The organism is Pseudomonas sp. LS2P72 (genome assembly GCF_054897865.1).
The window spans coordinates 17816-34626 of sequence record NZ_CM142708.1 but is presented as its reverse complement, the minus strand read 5'-3'; the positions used below and the strand labels follow the sequence as shown (position 1 = coordinate 34626).

Annotated in this window: 12 protein-coding genes; 10 read left to right on the top strand and 2 right to left on the bottom strand. The window is 60.0% G+C overall.

All coding sequences use genetic code 11. The features are described 5' to 3' along the window. Positions 1-106: 106 nt before the first annotated feature. Complete coding sequence (gene aceF, locus ACYZUA_RS00140; RefSeq protein WP_461961617.1) at positions 107-2092, bottom strand: dihydrolipoyllysine-residue acetyltransferase; 1986 nt, start codon at positions 2090-2092, stop codon at positions 107-109. Positions 2093-2103: 11 nt separating this feature from the next. Then, a complete protein-coding gene (gene aceE, locus ACYZUA_RS00135) occupies positions 2104-4749 on the bottom strand; it encodes a pyruvate dehydrogenase (acetyl-transferring), homodimeric type (RefSeq protein WP_461961616.1) in 2646 nt (881 codons plus the stop codon). A 383-nt stretch (positions 4750-5132) separates the two neighbouring features. Between aceE and glnE the strand changes: the two genes are divergently transcribed. The 10 genes from glnE to ACYZUA_RS00085 all read left to right on the top strand — a co-directional run bounded on the left by glnE (position 5133) and on the right by ACYZUA_RS00085 (position 16767). Continuing rightward, positions 5133-8072 (top strand): bifunctional [glutamate--ammonia ligase]-adenylyl-L-tyrosine phosphorylase/[glutamate--ammonia-ligase] adenylyltransferase, encoded by a 2940-nt coding sequence (glnE, locus tag ACYZUA_RS00130; RefSeq protein ID WP_461961615.1) that lies wholly within the window; start codon positions 5133-5135, stop codon positions 8070-8072. A 296-nt stretch (positions 8073-8368) separates the two neighbouring features. Then, on the top strand, positions 8369-9403 hold the full coding sequence (gene waaF / locus ACYZUA_RS00125; protein ID WP_461961614.1) for a lipopolysaccharide heptosyltransferase II: 1035 nt from the start codon (positions 8369-8371) through the stop codon (positions 9401-9403). Between the two features lies 1 nt (position 9404). After that, positions 9405-10466, top strand: coding sequence for a lipopolysaccharide heptosyltransferase RfaC (gene rfaC / locus ACYZUA_RS00120; protein ID WP_140677125.1), 1062 nt, complete (start codon positions 9405-9407; stop codon positions 10464-10466). Further along, on the top strand, positions 10466-11587 hold the full coding sequence (locus ACYZUA_RS00115) for a glycosyltransferase family 4 protein (RefSeq protein ID WP_461961613.1): 1122 nt from the start codon (positions 10466-10468) through the stop codon (positions 11585-11587). The genes rfaC and ACYZUA_RS00115 overlap by 1 nt, the downstream gene beginning before the upstream one ends. Next, positions 11587-12393 (top strand): lipopolysaccharide core heptose(I) kinase RfaP, encoded by an 807-nt coding sequence (rfaP, locus tag ACYZUA_RS00110; RefSeq protein ID WP_461961612.1) that lies wholly within the window; start codon positions 11587-11589, stop codon positions 12391-12393. The genes ACYZUA_RS00115 and rfaP overlap by 1 nt, the downstream gene beginning before the upstream one ends. After that, a complete protein-coding gene (locus ACYZUA_RS00105; protein ID WP_461961611.1) occupies positions 12393-13127 on the top strand; it encodes a lipopolysaccharide kinase InaA family protein in 735 nt (244 codons plus the stop codon). Before rfaP ends, ACYZUA_RS00105 begins: the two co-directional genes overlap by 1 nt. Further along, a complete protein-coding gene (locus ACYZUA_RS00100) occupies positions 13124-13876 on the top strand; it encodes a lipopolysaccharide kinase InaA family protein (protein ID WP_461961610.1) in 753 nt (250 codons plus the stop codon). Before ACYZUA_RS00105 ends, ACYZUA_RS00100 begins: the two co-directional genes overlap by 4 nt. Then, complete coding sequence (locus tag ACYZUA_RS00095; RefSeq protein WP_461961609.1) at positions 13876-15327, top strand: lipopolysaccharide kinase InaA family protein; 1452 nt, start codon at positions 13876-13878, stop codon at positions 15325-15327. The genes ACYZUA_RS00100 and ACYZUA_RS00095 overlap by 1 nt, the downstream gene beginning before the upstream one ends. Before the next feature lie 225 nt (positions 15328-15552). Beyond that, a complete protein-coding gene (locus ACYZUA_RS00090; RefSeq protein WP_461964156.1) occupies positions 15553-15885 on the top strand; it encodes a YceK/YidQ family lipoprotein in 333 nt (110 codons plus the stop codon). Positions 15886-15888: 3 nt separating this feature from the next. Further along, positions 15889-16767 (top strand): DUF3800 domain-containing protein, encoded by an 879-nt coding sequence (locus ACYZUA_RS00085; RefSeq protein WP_461961608.1) that lies wholly within the window; start codon positions 15889-15891, stop codon positions 16765-16767. Positions 16768-16811: the final 44 nt, after the last annotated feature.

Here is a 16811-nt window from a genome sequence, read left to right as displayed (position 1 = left end):
TTCAGGCAAAAAAAGCCCCGCCAAATTGGCGGGGTTGAGGTACGAGCGTGGCGCTCGGAAAACGTGGAACGCGACGGGCCCTCCGGTGAAGGAGGACCGATCGGTGTTACAGCAGAATGGTGCGAATGTCCGCCAGCAGGTCGCTCAGACGCTTGGTGAAGCGTGCAGCAGCGGCGCCGTTGATCACACGGTGATCGTAGGACAGCGACAGCGGCAGCATCAGTTTCGGCTGGAAGGCTTTGCCGTCCCAGACTGGCTGGATGGTTGCCTTGGAAACGCCGAGGATCGCCACTTCCGGCGCGTTGACGATCGGCGTGAAGCCGGTGCCGCCAATGTGGCCGAGGCTGGAAATGGTGAAGCAGGCGCCTTGCATGTCGTCAGCGGTGAGCTTTTTGTCGCGGGCTTTGGCGGCCAGCACAGCGGCTTCGGCTGCCAGTTGCAACAGGCTCTTCTGATCGACGTTCTTGATGACCGGTACCAGCAGGCCTTCAGGGGTGTCGACCGCGAAGCCGATGTTCACGTACTTCTTGCGGATGATCGCCTTGCCACTTGGTGCCAGCGAACTGTTGAAGTCCGGCAGTTCCTTGAGCAGGTGCGCGCAGGACTTGAGCAGCAGCGGCAGGATGGTCAGCTTGACGCCGGCCTTCTCTGCAACGGCTTTCTGAGCGATACGGAACGCTTCCAGGTCGGTGATATCAGCCGAATCGAACTGAGTCACGTGCGGAATGTTCAGCCAGCTGCGGTGCAGGCTCGACGCGCCGATTTGCATCAGGCGAGTCATCGGCACTTCTTCGGTTTCACCGAAGCGGCTGAAGTCCACGACCGGAATCGGCGGGATGCCCGCGCCACCGGTTGCGCCTGCAGCAGCGGCCGGTGCTTCCTTGGCCTTCTGCATCATGGCTTTGACGTAAACCTGCACGTCTTCTTTCAGGATGCGACCGTGCGGACCGCTGGCGCCGACCGCGTTCAGCTCGACGCCGAATTCACGGGCCAGTTGGCGTACAGCCGGGCCAGCATGAACCTTGGCGCCGGGCTTGGCCGGTGCAGCTGCCGGTGCTGCCGGTGCCGGAGCAACAGGCGCAGCGGCGGTTGGAGCAGAAGCAGCCGGTGCAGCAGCGGCCGGAGCCTTGGCAGCAGCAGGCGCAGCGCCTTTGACTTTCAGCTTCAGGATCAGGTCGCCGGTACCGACTTCGTCATCCAGCTTGATGGAAACGCTTTCCACCACGCCAGCGGCAGGCGATGGAATTTCCATGCTCGCCTTGTCGGACTCCAGGGTGATCAGCGACTGATCGGCTTCAACGGTATCGCCGGCCTTGACCAGGACTTCGATGATCTTGGCCTTGCCCGAAGAGCCGATGTCCGGGACATGAATGTCCTGAACGCTGTCGGCAACCGGTGCAGCCGGGGTCGCAGCGGCTGGCGCTGGAGCAGCGGCAGCAGGTGCCGCCGCCTGAGCTGGCGCGGCCGCAGCCGGTGCCGCGGCACCCGCCACTTCCAGGTCCAGAATCAGGTCGCCGGTGCCGACTTCGTCGTTGAGCTTGACGCTGATGGCCTTGACCACGCCAGCGGCAGGCGATGGAATTTCCATGCTGGCTTTGTCGGATTCCAGGGTGATCAGCGACTGATCAGCCGCGACAGTGTCGCCGACCTTGACCTGGATCTCGATGATCTGGGCCTTGCCCGACGAACCGATGTCCGGCACGTGCACTTGCTGAACGCTGGCAGCAGCAGGCGCGGCAGCTGGAGCTGGAGCCGCGGCGGCAGGAGCAGCTGCCGGTTTTGCTTCAGCTTTTGGCGCCTGCGCAGCGGCAGCCGCAGCCGCAGCCGCAGGGGGCGGTGCAGAGGCGGGGGCAGCGGCACCTTCGACTTCCAGCTCCAGCAGTTCGTCGCCTTCTTTCAGGCGATCGCCCAGCTTCACTTTCAGGCTTTTGACGATGCCGGCCTTGGGCGCAGGGATTTCCATGCTCGCCTTGTCCGACTCAAGCGTCAGGATGCTCTGGTCGGCTTCCACACGGTCGCCGACCTTCACAAATAGTTCGATTACTTCACCTTCACCGCTGCCGATGTCAGGTACGCGAATGAGTTCGCTCACAGAGTGTCTCCTCAGCAGTCCAGTGGGTTGCGTTTTTCCGGGTTGATCCCGAACTTGGCGATGGCTTCAGACACCACCTTAGGTTCGATATCACCACGGTCAGCCAAGGCTTCCAGGGCTGCCAACACCACGAAATGACGGTCGACTTCGAAGAAGTGACGCAGCTTCTTACGGCTGTCACTGCGGCCGAAACCGTCGGTGCCCAGGACTTTGAATTCCTTGGACGGGACCCACTGACGAATTTGCTCAGCGAACAGCTTCATGTAGTCGGTAGACGCGATGACCGGACCTTGACGGCCGTTCAGGCACTCTTCGACATAGCTCAGTTTAGGCTTCTGGCCCGGGTGCAGACGGTTGCTGCGCTCTACGGCCAGGCCATCGCGACGCAGTTCGTTGAAGCTGGTAACGCTCCACACATCAGCGCCGACGTTGAACTGTTCACGCAGGATTTTCGCCGCTTCGCGAACTTCGCGCAGGATGGTGCCGGAGCCCATCAGCTGAACGTGGTGCGCCGCTTCGCGGGTGTCTTCCTCGAGCAGGTACATGCCCTTGATGATGCCTTCCTCGACACCGGCCGGCATGGCTGGCTGCTGATAGGACTCGTTCATCACGGTGATGTAGTAGAAAACGTCCTGCTGCTGTTCGGTCATCTTCTTCATGCCGTCCTGAATGATCACCGCCAGCTCGTAGCCGTAGGTTGGATCAAAGGTGCGGCAGTTCGGGATGGTGGCAGCCAGGATGTGGCTGTGACCGTCTTCGTGTTGCAGGCCTTCGCCGTTCAGCGTGGTTCGGCCGGCGGTGCCGCCGATCAGGAAGCCACGGGTGCGGCTGTCGCCAGCGGCCCAGGCCAGGTCGCCGATACGCTGGAAGCCGAACATCGAGTAGAAGATGTAGAACGGCAGCATTGGCTGGTTGTGGCTGGAGTACGAAGTACCGGCAGCGATGAAGGAGCTCATGGCGCCCGCTTCGTTGATGCCTTCTTCGAGGATCTGGCCCTTCTTGTCTTCTTTGTAGAACATCACCTGGTCTTTATCGACTGGCTCGTAGAGCTGGCCGACGGACGAGTAGATGCCCAACTGACGGAACATGCCTTCCATACCGAAGGTACGGGCTTCGTCCGGGATGATCGGAACGATGCGCGAACCGATTTCCTTGTCCTTGACCAGCTGCGCGAGGATCCGCACGAAGGCCATGGTGGTAGAGATTTCACGGTCGCCCGAGCCGTCCAGGATTGCCTTGAGGGTATCCAGCGGTGGCGTCGGGATGTCGAAGCTTTTGGCACGGCGCTGTGGCACGAAACCGCCCAGTGCAGTGCGGCGCTCGCTCAGGTAACGGGCTTCAGCGCTGTTTGGTTCCGGTTTGAAGAACGGCAGGTTTTCCAGTTCTTCGTCTTTGACCGGAATGTCGAAACGATCGCGGAACAACTTCAGGCTGTCGACATCGACTTTCTTGGTGTTGTGCGCAGTGTTTTTCGCTTCGCCGGCACCGGTGCCATAACCTTTGATGGTCTTGGCCAGGATGACGGTCGGTTGTTCTTTGTGGTTGACCGCTTCGTGGTACGCCGCGTAGACCTTGTACGGGTCGTGACCGCCACGGTTGAGTTTCCAGATCTCGTCGTCGGACAAGTCTGCAACCATCGCCTTGAGTTCTGGCGAGTTGAAGAAGTGTTCACGAACGAACGCGCCGTCTTTGGCTTTGTAGTTCTGGTACTCGCCGTCGATGACTTCGTCCATGCGACGTTGCAGGATTCCGTCGACGTCTTTGGCCAACAGTGGGTCCCAGAAACGGCCCCAGATGACTTTGGTCACGTTCCACTGAGCACCGCGGAACACGCCTTCGAGTTCCTGGATGATCTTGCCGTTGCCGCGAACCGGGCCATCAAGGCGCTGCAGGTTGCAGTTGATCACGAAGATCAGGTTGTCGAGCTTCTCGCGGCCAGCTAGCGAGATCGCGCCCAGGGATTCCGGCTCGTCACACTCGCCGTCGCCCAGGAAGCACCAGACTTTTTGCTTGCCTTCAGGGATGAAGCCACGGGCTTCCAGGTACTTCATGAAACGTGCCTGGTAGATCGCCTGGATCGGGCCCAGTCCCATGGATACGGTCGGGAACTGCCAGAAATCAGGCATCAGCCATGGGTGCGGGTAGGACGACAGGCCCTGACCGTCCACTTCCTGGCGGAAGTTGTTCATCTGGTCTTCGGTGATGCGGCCTTCCATGAACGCACGGGCGTAAACGCCTGGCGAGGTGTGGCCCTGGAAGTAGATCAGGTCGCCGCCGTGTTCGTCGGTCGGGGCCTGGAAGAAATAGTTGAAGCCGATGTCGTACAGGGTTGCGCTGGAGGCGAAGCTGGAGATGTGACCGCCCAGGTCAGAATCTTTCAGGTTCGTACGCATCACCATGGCCATCGCGTTCCAGCGTACCAACGAGCGAATGCGGCGTTCCATGAACAGGTCGCCAGGCATGCGTGCTTCGTGGGTAACGGGGATCGTGTTGCGGTATGGCGTGGTGATGGCGTAAGGCAATTGCGAACCGCTACGGGTTGCGAGTTCGCCCATACGGGTCATCAGATAGTGAGCGCGGTCTTCGCCTTCTTTGTCGAGAACCGATTCCAGGGCGTCCAGCCATTCCTGGGTTTCGACGGGATCGAGGTCTTGCATGGCTTGCTCCAGGGCGGAAAGGCTTCCAGAATCGGTTGCCTGAGTTTGCGACTGGCCTTGTGGGCAGACGATATAAATTCTTGGATTGCCGAGAGGTTGTTCCGGCGGCGTGTAGTTTTACTACAAATCATCGGGCATTTCAGCCTTTCGAATGTATATACGAGTAGTAAAACTACAGATGAGCGGCTTGTGGCCTCCAGCTGCGTTGTGAGAATAATCGTTAAGGTTGGTCTTTTGCCAACCAGAAAAGGTGAAAGCTTGATGCTGTCTGCCAAAAATAAAGAAATTTCAGCTATTTCTAACCTTTGTTCGACAGTCGATCAGGTAGTGCATTCTCGCGAATCACTACATGCAGCCCTCTACACGCCGATCAAGGATAGACCATGAGCCTCCCTTCGCTTGCCGGACTGCCTGGCATCCTCCTGCCATTTGTCACCCGCGCCGAGCAGTCGTTCCGTGCGGCCGTCGCTGTGCTTCCCGACGACCATGGCCTGGCCGGCTGGACGCCTGAACGCTGGGCGCAATTCGCCCGCGTCACCGCTGCCAGCGACTTCGTGATTGAACAAAGTGTCCGTGACCCGTTGATGTTGCTGGAGTTGGTGCAGTCCGGTGAGCTGGACCGAAGTTTTGCGCCCGGCGAACGCTGCGCACAGATTGCGGCCGCGGTGAATGCAGCGGAAACCGACGATGCGCTCGGTCGCGCCCTGCGTCGTCAGCGTACCCGTCATCAAGTGCGGATCATCTGGCGCGACCTGACGCGTCAGTGCGATCTGATCCAGACCTGCCGCGACCTCTCGGACATGGCCGATGCCAGCATCGATCAGGCCTATCAGTGGTTGTACTTGCGCCATTGTCAGCAGTTCGGCGTACCGACCGGCCGACGCAGTGGCGAGCCGCAGCAGATGGTCATTCTCGGCATGGGCAAGCTCGGCGCGGTGGAGCTCAATCTGTCGTCGGACATCGACCTGATCTTCGCCTATCCCGAAGGCGGTGAAACCGTCGGCGTCAAACGCTCGCTGGATAACCAGGAGTTTTTCATTCGCCTCGGCCAGCGCCTGATCAAGGCTCTGGACCCGATGACCGTCGACGGTTTCGTGTTCCGCGTCGACATGCGCTTGCGGCCTTACGGTTCGGCGGGCGCATTGGTGCTGAGCTTCAACGCGCTGGAGCAGTATTACCAGGATCAGGGCCGCGACTGGGAACGCTACGCGATGATCAAGTCGCGGGTGGTGGCCGGCGATCAAGTGGCCGGCGCGCAATTGCAAGACCTGCTGCGGCCGTTCGTTTACCGGCGTTACCTCGACTTCTCGGCCATCGAAGCGCTGCGCACCATGAAGCAGCTGATTCAGCAGGAAGTCCGGCGCAAGGGCATGGCCGACAACATCAAACTCGGCTCCGGTGGCATTCGTGAAGTCGAATTTATCGCCCAGGCGTTCCAGCTGATCCACGGCGGCCGCGACCTGAGCTTGCAGCAACGTCCGCTATTAAAAGTGCTGAGCACGCTGGAAGGTCAGGGTTACCTGCCGCCGGCGGTGATCAGCGAGCTGCGCGAAGGCTACGAATTCCTGCGGTACACCGAGCACGCGATCCAGGCGATCGCCGACCGCCAGACCCAGATGCTGCCGGACGGTACGCAGGATCAGGCGCGCATTGCCTTTATGCTGGGCTTCGCTGATTGGAGCGCTTTCCACGAACAACTTATGTATTGGCGCGGTCGCGTGGCGTGGCACTTCGGCCAGGTGATCGCCGACCCCGACGAAGAGCAAGGCACCGAAAGCGAAGTGGTGGTCGGCGGTGAATGGCTGCCGTTGTGGGAAGAGGCTCAGGACGAAGAGGCCGCTTGCCGTCAGTTGGAAGAGGGCGGTTTCGCTGATGCCACCAAAGCCCTGAAAGCCTTGGCTGGCTTGCGCAGCAGTCCGCAATTGCGGGCGATGCAGCGACTGGGCCGTGAGCGCCTCGATGCCTTTATTCCGCGGTTGCTGGCTCAGGCCGTGGAGCACGCCAATCCGGATCTGGTGCTGGAAAGGGTTTTGCCGCTGGTAGAAGCCGTGGCCCGTCGTTCCGCGTATCTGGTGTTGCTGACCGAGAATCCCGGTGCGCTGCGACGTTTGTTGACCTTGTGCGCCGCGAGCCCGTGGATCGCCGAACAGATCACCCGCTTCCCGCTGCTGCTCGACGAATTGCTCAACGAAGGTCGACTGTTCAAACCGCCGCTGGCGCCGGAACTGGCCGCTGAATTGCGCGAGCGTTTGACGCGGATTCCCGAAGACGATCTCGAACAACAGATGGAAGCCCTGCGACATTTCAAACTGGCGCACCGCTTGCGCGTCGCCGCTTCGGAAATAGCCGGCAGCCTGCCGTTGATGAAGGTCAGTGATTACCTGACGTGGCTCGCCGAAGCGATCCTCGAACAAGTGCTGGCCCTGGCCTGGCGCCAGACTGTGGCCAAATACGGTACGCCGCTGCGTACCGACGGCACTTTGTGTGATCCCGGCTTCATCATTGTCGGTTATGGGAAAGTCGGCGGCCTGGAACTGGGGCATGGTTCGGACCTGGACCTGGTGTTCATCCACGATGGCGACCCGCAGGCGGAAACCGACGGGCCGAAACCTATCGACGGCGCGCAATTTTTCACCCGGCTGGGGCAGCGGATCATTCACTTGCTCACGGCCCAGACCAACTCCGGTCAGCTGTATGAAGTGGACATGCGTCTGCGGCCGTCCGGCGCGTCGGGGTTGCTGGTGAGTTCGCTCGGTGCGTTTGCCCGGTATCAGGAAAATGAAGCCTGGACCTGGGAGCATCAGGCGCTGGTGCGGGCGCGCGTGCTGGTGGGTAGTCCGGACGTCGGCCAGGCGTTCGAGAAAGTCCGCGCGGCGGTATTGGGCAAGCCGCGGGACCTTACAACCTTGCGCCAGGAGGTCAGTGAGATGCGCGCCAAAATGCGCGATAACCTTGGCAGCAAGAGCACCGCGGCGGGCACCGGGGCAAATGCCTTCGAGGCCACGGCGCCATTCGATCTCAAGCAGGACGCCGGAGGTATCGTCGATATTGAATTTATGGTGCAATACGCGGCCCTGGCGTGGTCCGAATCGCACCCGCCATTGCTGCGCTGGACCGACAATATCCGCATTCTGGAAGGGCTGGAGGAGGAAGGGCTGATGCCCGCCGAAGACGCCAGCCTGTTGCGCGAGGCCTATAAAGCCTATCGTTCAGCCGCTCACCGGCAGGCCTTGCAGAAGGACGCCGGGGTGATACCGGGCGACCAGTTCGTGGACGAACGGCGGCAGGTAGTGCGGATCTGGCGCGAGCTGGGGCTAAGCTGAAACGGGATATTTGCAACACCTGATACCCCTGTGGGAGCGAGCCTGCTCGCGATGAGGCCGTCATATTCAACATTTATGCTGACTGTCAGGCCGCCATCGCGAGCAGGCTCGCTCCCACACTGGATCTGCGGTGTTTGGTAGATTGAAGGCGCTAAGCTGCACCGCACTGGTTGTGTATGAAATTGATCCGACGAGCCCCAACCGGCTCGTCCAAATGACCTGACAGCCAAGGCTGCAGGTGCTGGATTCTCGAGGCGGGGAGGCGTATGCCTCCCCGGCTCGTTTATGGAAACCACATGAAAATTCTGATCGTTGGGCCCAGTTGGGTCGGTGACATGGTGATGGCGCAGACACTGTTTCAGTGTCTCAAGCAGCGCCACCCGCAATGCGAAATCGACGTGCTGGCCCCCGAGTGGAGCCGGCCGATTCTTGAGCGCATGCCCGAAGTACGCCAGGCCTTGAGCTTTCCGCTCGGTCACGGTGCTTTGGAGTTGGCGACGCGTCGGCGCATCGGCAAATCCCTGGCCGGCCAGTACGACCAGGCGATCCTGCTGCCCAATTCCCTGAAGTCGGCATTGGTGCCGTTCTTCGCCGGCATCCCGAAACGTACCGGTTGGCGTGGCGAGTTCCGCTATGGCCTGCTCAATGACGTGCGCACGCTGGATAAAGAACGTTATCCGCTGATGATCGAACGCTTCATGGCCCTGGCTTACGAGCCCGGTGCCGAGCTGCCGACACCTTACCCACGACCGAGCCTGCAGATCGACCCGGTCACTCGAGAAGCGACAATGGCCAAGTTCGGCCTGGCTCTCGACCGCCCGGTGTTGGTGCTGTGCCCCGGTGCCGAGTTTGGCGAAGCCAAGCGCTGGCCGTCGGAGCACTATGCCAAGGTTGCCGAAGCGAAGATCCGCGAAGGCTGGCAAGTCTGGCTGTTCGGTTCGAAAAACGATCACGCCGTCGGCGAAGACATCCGTTCGCGGCTGATTCCCGGTCTGCGTGAAGAGTCGGTGAACCTCAGCGGCGGCACCTCCCTGGCCGAAGCCATCGACCTGATGTCCTGCGCTGACGCGGTGGTGTCCAACGACTCCGGCCTGATGCACGTCGCCGCCGCACTGAATCGCCCGTTGGTGGCGGTCTACGGCTCGACGTCGCCGGGTTTCACGCCGCCACTGGCCGAGCACGTCGAGATCGTGCGCCTGGGCATCGAATGCAGTCCGTGCTTCGATCGCACATGCCGTTTCGGTCATTACAACTGCCTGCGTCAACTCATGCCGCAAGCGGTGAACGAAGCCTTGCAGCGTTTGCAGGGCACTGTGGTCGAGGTCAAATAGTTTGCGGGTACTGCTGATCAAGACTTCTTCGCTGGGCGACGTGATTCACGCGTTGCCGGCGCTGACCGACGCGGCACGGGCGATCCCCGGCATCCAGTTCGACTGGGTGGTGGAAGAGGGCTTCGCCGAAATCCCGACCTGGCACCCGGCCGTGGGCAAGGTGATTCCCGTCGCGATCCGTCGCTGGCGCAAAAACATCTGGCAGACCATCAAAAGTGGCGAGTGGAAGCGCTTCAAGCAAAGCGTTCGCGCCAACAAATATGACTTGGTGATCGATGCCCAGGGCCTGCTGAAAAGTGCGTTGCTGACCCGATACGCCAAAGCCCCGGTGGCCGGGCTGGATAAAAACTCGGCTCGTGAGCCGATTGCCGCACGCTTCTATTCCCGGCGTCTGGCCGTGGCCCGTGGGCAACACGCGGTGGAGCGAGTGCGTCAGTTGTTCGCCGTGGCCCTGGGTTACGACCTGCCCAAAGGCCTGGGCGATTACGGTCTGAACGTCGAACGACTGGTGGAATTGCCACGCAAGAATCCTTACGTGGTGTTCCTGCACGGCACCACGTGGGACACCAAGCACTGGCCTGAAGCCTACTGGCGCGAGTTGGCCGAGCGCGTCGGCTATCTCGGTGTCGCGGTGAAGCTGCCGTGGGGTAATCCGATCGAGAAAGCCCGGGCCGAGCGCATCGCCAAAGACATGAGGCACGTCGAAGTGCTGCCGAAATTGAACCTGGCCGGTGTCGGCAAAGTGCTGGCCGGCGCGCAAGCCTGCGTGGCGGTGGACACCGGTCTCGGTCACCTCGCCGCTGCGCTGGACGTGCCGACGTTGTCGCTGTTCGGTCCGACCAACCCGGGCCTGACCGGTGCCTATGGTAAAGCGCAGATTCACATCGCCAGCGATTTCCCCTGTGCGCCGTGTATGCAAAAGAAATGTACGTATCAACCGACGGCCGAAGATGCCCGTCAGTTTGACCTTAAACGCGAGTGGCCCCTGTGCTTCACGCGTCTGAATCCCGAGCGTGTCGCGACCCGACTGAGCACGTTGTTACTGGCTGAGGAGCTGCGCTGATGCAATTGGCATTCGTCTTGTACAAGTACTTTCCATTCGGGGGCTTGCAGCGCGATTTCATGCGCATTGCCCTGGAGTGTCAGCAGCGCGGCCATCAGATTCGGGTCTACACGCTGATCTGGGAAGGCGACATTCCACCGGGCTTCGAAGTGTTGGTGGCGCCGGTCAAGGCGTTCTTCAATCATCGACGCAACGAGAAGCTCAGCGAATGGATGGAGGCGGATCTGGCCAAGCGTCCGGTGGACCGTTTGATCGGCTTCAACAAAATGCCGGGTCTGGACGTCTACTACGCCGCCGACGGCTGCTTCGAAGACAAGGCGCAGAACCTGCGCAACTCGCTGTACCGTCGTTGGGGCCGCTACCGGCACTTCGCCGAGTATGAGCGCGCGGTGTTCGCCAAGGATGCCAAGACCGAAGTGCTGATGATTTCCGAAGTCCAGCAGCCGCTGTTCATCAAGCATTACGACACGCCGCTTGAGCGCTTCCATCTGCTGCCACCGGGAATCTCTCAGGACCGTCGTGCGCCGGCCAATGCCGCCGAGATCCGTGCCGAATTCCGTCGCGAATTCAACCTGAAGGACGATGATCTGCTGCTGGTGCAAATCGGCTCCGGGTTCAAGACCAAGGGCGTGGATCGCAGCCTCAAGGCGCTGGCTGCATTGCCCGCCGATCTGAAGAAACGCACCCGGCTGTTTGTAATTGGCCAGGATGACCCCAAATTATTCCAGATGCAGAGCGCCACACTGGGGCTCGGCGATAACGTGACGTTCCTCAAGGGCCGCAGCGACATCCCGCGTTTTCTGCTTGGCGCCGACCTGTTGATTCACCCGGCGTACAACGAAAATACCGGGACCGTGTTGCTCGAAGCCCTGGTGGCCGGGTTGCCGGTGCTGGTGAGTGCGGTGTGTGGTTACGCCCATTACATCGCCGAGGCTGACGCCGGTCTGGTGCTGGACGAGCCTTTCGATCAGGCGCAGTTGACTCAGTACCTGACCGGTATGTTGAACGACGCAAACGCACGAGCGGCCTGGAGCCGCAACGGTCTGGCCTTCGCCGAGACGGCCGACCTCTACAGCATGCCGCAGCACGCGGCCGATGTGATTCTGGCGGAGCACGCTTAATGAAGTTGATGCTGGCTGAACCGTTCAAGAGCCTCTGGGCCGGACGCGACCCGTTCGCCGAAGTCGAGGGCCTCCAGGGCGAGGTATACCGCGAACTTGAAGCGCGCCGGACCCTGCGTACCGAAGTCAATGGCAGTGGCTTTTTCGTGAAGATCCACCGTGGCATTGGCTGGGGCGAGATCTTCAAGAACCTGCTCACGGCCAAGCTGCCGGTGCTCGGTGCCGGCCAGGAATGGAAGGCCATTCAGCGCCTGCAAGAAGTCGGCGTGCCGACCATGACCGCCGTGGCTTATGGTGAAAAGGGCAGCAACCCGGCGGACCAGCATTCGTTCATCATCACCGAAGAGCTGGCGCCGACTGTCAGCCTCGAAGACTTCAGCATCGACTGGGTCAAGCACCCGCCCGAGCCAAAACTCAAGCGTGCGCTGATCGCCGAAGTCGCGCGCATGACCGGCATGATGCACCGCGCCGGGGTCAACCATCGCGACTGCTACATCTGCCACTTTCTGCTGCACACCGACAAACCAGTGACGGCCGACGACTTCAAGCTTTCGGTGATCGACCTGCACCGCGCTCATACCCGTCCGACAATTACCCAACGCTGGCGCAACAAGGACCTGGCGGCTCTGTATTTTTCGGCACTGGACATCGGCCTGACCCGACGCGACAAACTGCGTTTTCTCAAGGGCTATTTCCAGCGACCCCTGCGCCAGATCCTGGGCGAGGAAGCCGGGTTGCTCACCTGGCTCGAGGGCAAGGCCAACAAACTCTACGACCGTAAACAGCGATACGGGGATGCGCTCTGATGGCGGGTTGGACACTGGAGCCTGCGTACAGCGATCTGGCAGAAGATTTCGGCAGTCTTGAGGCTGTGTTTTTGCTACAGGGCGAGCGCTTGACCCGCGACCCGTTGTCCGAGGTCATTCGCGTGCAGCGCAATGGCGTCAACTATTACGTCAAACGCTATGTGGGTGCCGGCAAAGGTCTGCGCCGTTACCTGGGTAAACCCCGGGTGAAGGCCGAGTGGCAGAACCTCAAGCGCTTCGCCAAGTGGGGCATTCCTACCGCCGAAGTGGTGGCCTGGGGCCTGGAACGTCGTGGTGCGGCGTACGATCGCGGCGCAATGATTACCCGTGAACTGCCCAATACCGAAGACTTGTCGGTTTTGGCCGAACGGCATGATCCGAAACTGGCGGACCGCGCCTGGGTCGACAACGTCAGCCGGCAGCTGGCGGGTTATACCCGGACCATGCACGACCACCGCTTCACCCATAACGATTTGAAGTGGCGCAACCTGCTGATCGACAACGAGCCGCGGCTGTTTTTGATCGACTGTCCCAATGGCGATTTCTGGCGCGGCTTCTGGCTCAAGTACCGGATCACCAAGGACCTGGCCTGTCTGGACAAGGTCGCCAAGTATCACTTGTCGGCTACCCAGCGCCTGCGCTTTTACCTGCAATACCGCCAGTGTGATCGGCTGAATGCCGCCGATAAAAAACGGATCCGGCACGTGGTGAGATTTTTCGAGGGGCGCGAATGACTGATTTTCTGGCCACTGAAGACCGTGCGCTGCTAGAGCGTCACGGCCTCGGCACCTTCGACGCACTCTGGGCCAAGCAACTCGACGCTGTGGACGAGCCCAACACCGCTCGCGGTGGCTGGAGCAGCGTGTTTCGGCTGGATCTGGAAGGTCGTGGCTACTACCTAAAGCGCCAGAGCAACTACCAGATGCGCACCTTGCATGCGCCCTTTGGCGAGCCGAGCTTTGCCCGTGAATTTCGCAATATCAGTCGCTATGAAAAGTTCGGTATTCCAGCGCTGAAGGCGGCGTTTTTCGGTGAGCGCAAAGTCGACGGTGAAGTCCGGGCGATTCTGCTGACCCGTGCCCTGGACGGTTGGGATGACCTGGATTCGCTGTTGCAGCGCTGGTCGGACCTGAGTGCGGCGCAGCATTCGGCCATTCTGAAGGCCTGTGGGCAATTGGCTCGGCGCCTGCACGGCGCGCGTCAGGTTCACGGTTGCTTCTACCCCAAGCACATTTTTCTCCAGGCCACCGGCGACGGTTACCTGGCCCAGTTGATCGACCTGGAAAAAACCCGGCCGTTGCTGTTTGGTCTGCGTGATCGGGCCAAAGACCTGGAACCGTTGCTGCGTCGGGCGCCTGAATGGAGCGAAGCGCAGTTGCGCGAGCTGCTGGCCGCCTATCTGGATCAATCGCAAGACAGTTCGCTGATCGACAGCTGGCTTGCGCGACTGACCGCGCGGCGCACTCATAAGGAGACGCGCTGATGCGTTTGTCCGAGCTGAAAAATGCTGGCCGCAGCCCGAGCCTGCCGCTGAATATTCCACTGGCCGATGCCGCCGGCCCAGCCGAGCTGCAGTTGCTGAGTCTGTTGCGGGTGTTGCCGGGGCAGCGTTATGTCGGTGCCGGCGTCTGGCGTGGGCGGCCGGTGCTGGCCAAGTTGTTGGTTGGCAGCAAAGCAGCGCGGCATTTTCAGCGGGAACGCAACGGTGTGCATTTGCTCGCCGCCCAGGGCCTGACCACGCCGCAACTGTTGGCCGACGGCCTGAAGGACGGCGAGGGCGGCTGGCTGCTGTTCGAGTTCATCGAGGGCGCCGAAAGCCTCGGTGAAACCTGGAAACAGGTCGAGCATTTGCCGGTGCTGGCGGATATGCAAGGGGCTGTGCTGGCCGAGGCGTTGGGCGCTATCGGCCAAATGCATCGTAAGGGGCTCTGGCAGGAAGACCTGCACCTGGACAACCTCTTGCGCCAGCGCGGCCGGTTGTATTTGATCGATGGCGGCGGCGTCTGCTCCGAAACCCCTGGCCAGCCGCTTTCACGGCAGAAAGTCCTGGAGAACCTCGGGGTGTTTTTCGCCCAGTTGCCCAAGTCGCTGGAACCCTACACCGAAGAATTGCTGGTGTATTACCTGCTGAGCAACGGCGAGCATGCCTTGCCGATGGAAGCGTTGCAGAAGCAGATCAGCAAGGTGCGCAACTGGCGCCTGAAGGACTTTCTGATCAAGGTCGGCCGCGAATGCACGCTGTTCAGTGTCCAGCGCGGAGCGTTCGGCTTGCGGGCGATTCGCCGCGAGGAAGAGGCGGCGATGCTGCCGGTACTGGAGCAGGCCGATGCGTTGCTCGATCAGGGCCATCTGTACAAGACCGGCGGCGCGGCGAGCGTCGGCAAGGTCGAGGTGGCTGGTCGTACGCTGGTGATCAAGCGCTACAACATCAAAGGTTTTGCCCACTGGCTCAAACGCTTCTGGCGCCCGAGCCGTGCCTGGCACTCCTGGCGTGAAGGCAATCGCCTGGCGTTTCTCGGCATCGCCACGCCCAAGCCGTTGGCGGTGCTGGAGAAGCGTTGTCTCTGGTTGCGCAGTCGGGCTTATCTGGTGACCGAGTATTTGCCGGGGCAGGACATCATCGAGCGGTTTGCGCCTTATGTTGAAAGTGGTGAGGCACCGGAAGCCGAGTTGCAGGCGCTGGACCATTTATTTGCCGAACTGATTGGCGAGCGGATCAGTCACGGGGATTTCAAGGGCCATAACCTGTTCTGGCAGCACGATCGCTGGGCGCTGATTGATCTGGATTCGATGTGTCAGCACGCCTCGGTCAGCAGCTTCGCCCCGGCCTATGCGCGGGATCGGGCGAGGTTCATGCGTAACTGGCCTGAGAGCAGTGCGTTGTATCGGGTCATTGATCAGCGTCTTCCCAAAGATATCTCTAACGCTGCCTGAATCCCTTCGTCGGAACGCCGCCCGGAGCAGGCTCGCTCCCACAGTGGTTCGCCGTTGCGACACAGATCCCCTGTGGGAGCGAGCCTGCTCGCGACGGGGTCAGAACAGCCACTCGAGATTTAGGGACAGGTTTTTATGAATCGTCCTACATGATCTACAGAGCCCATGAACTGTGCCCTGAATAGCCGCGATGCTAGTTTGCCTGACGTTCACGGAGGGCAGATTTTGACGATAAAAACGACGATGTTGCTGAGCGCTCTTGCACTGGCTTTATCAGGCTGCGGGACCGCTTTTACGGTGCTGCAGGATGACGAGGATGCGGCTCGCAGCCTTAGAAAGCAAAAGACCTACTGTCAATCCATCCCGCGCATCTACAGCGGCCTGGCCTACGACTTTTGCGTATTAAACGCGGCGCCTGATCCCACGGGTATTCTTTTGCCGTTCGTATTGGTGGATTTCACCCTGTCGGGTGTGTTCGATACCGTCCTCCTGCCCTATACGGTTTACCGGCAGGCTACCGATGGCAATCTCAGTATTTACTGGAGAGCGGGCCGATAGGTCGTGTCGGCCCCGATTTTGTCCTCTCAACAGTTTTTTCTTTTTGAAAATGAAAGCGAAGCTGAAACTAATGTTGAGGCGGAAAAGCTTTTACCTCCGTCCGGGAGGTACAGCGATTTCATAATCTATGTGGATGAGAGCGGCGATCATGGGATGCAAACATTAGATCCAAACTACCCAATGTTTGTGCTGGCATTTTGTGTGTTTCATAAAAGGCATTATTGCGAAAAGGTTATTCCTGCCCTTCAGAAGTTCAAATTTAATCATATGGGTCACGACCTGATCGGTCTGCATGAGTTGGAAATTCGAAAAGAAAAGGGAGCGTTCTCTAGTCTTTTTACATCAAGGCAACACAAACATGCCTTTCTCGATGAGTTGACGGGAATCATTGAGGCCAGCAATTTCGTTCTGATCAGCTGCGTTATCGACAAAGCCGCTCTTCGCGAAAAGCAAGGTCCTGTCCACAATCCTTATCACGTCGCGCTCGGATTCTGCCTTGAAACGCTTTATGAGTATTTGCAGGAAAAGAATCAACAGAGCGTTTTAACTCATGTGATTTTCGAACGTCGAGGGAAGCGGGAGGATAATGATCTTGAACTGGAGTTTCGTCGCATGTGCGATGGTGCGAACAGATTGGGCATACAACTGCCGTTCGACATCGTCTTTGCAACCAAACAAGTGAATTCCACGGGGTTGCAGCTAGCGGATCTTGTTGCAAGACCCATTGGTATGAGCGTTTTGCGGTCGGGGCAAGAAAATCGTGCCTTTGACGTGCTCAAGCGCAAGTTCTACTGCAGTGGTGGGCGTAACAAGGTGGGAGAGGGTTTCGAGAATTGGGGGTTAAAAATTTTCCCTCTCTCAGAAAGCGAAAAGCCCCGGTGAAACTCACCGAGGCCATAACGCCGACCGGGATCCCCCAGTCCATT

What these genes read in the sequence shown, in the direction of transcription:
- aceE (WP_461961616.1), bottom strand. Translation starts at nt 4,749, where the DNA reads ATGCAAGACCTCGATCCCGTCGAAACCCAGGAATGGCTGGACGCCCTG.
- waaF (WP_461961614.1), top strand. Translation starts at nt 8,369, where the DNA reads ATGAAAATTCTGATCGTTGGGCCCAGTTGGGTCGGTGACATGGTGATG.
- rfaP (WP_461961612.1), top strand. Translation starts at nt 11,587, where the DNA reads ATGAAGTTGATGCTGGCTGAACCGTTCAAGAGCCTCTGGGCCGGACGC.
- ACYZUA_RS00115 (WP_461961613.1), top strand. Translation starts at nt 10,466, where the DNA reads ATGCAATTGGCATTCGTCTTGTACAAGTACTTTCCATTCGGGGGCTTG.
- glnE (WP_461961615.1), top strand. Translation starts at nt 5,133, where the DNA reads ATGAGCCTCCCTTCGCTTGCCGGACTGCCTGGCATCCTCCTGCCATTT.
- ACYZUA_RS00100 (WP_461961610.1), top strand. Translation starts at nt 13,124, where the DNA reads ATGACTGATTTTCTGGCCACTGAAGACCGTGCGCTGCTAGAGCGTCAC.
- ACYZUA_RS00095 (WP_461961609.1), top strand. Translation starts at nt 13,876, where the DNA reads ATGCGTTTGTCCGAGCTGAAAAATGCTGGCCGCAGCCCGAGCCTGCCG.
- ACYZUA_RS00105 (WP_461961611.1), top strand. Translation starts at nt 12,393, where the DNA reads ATGGCGGGTTGGACACTGGAGCCTGCGTACAGCGATCTGGCAGAAGAT.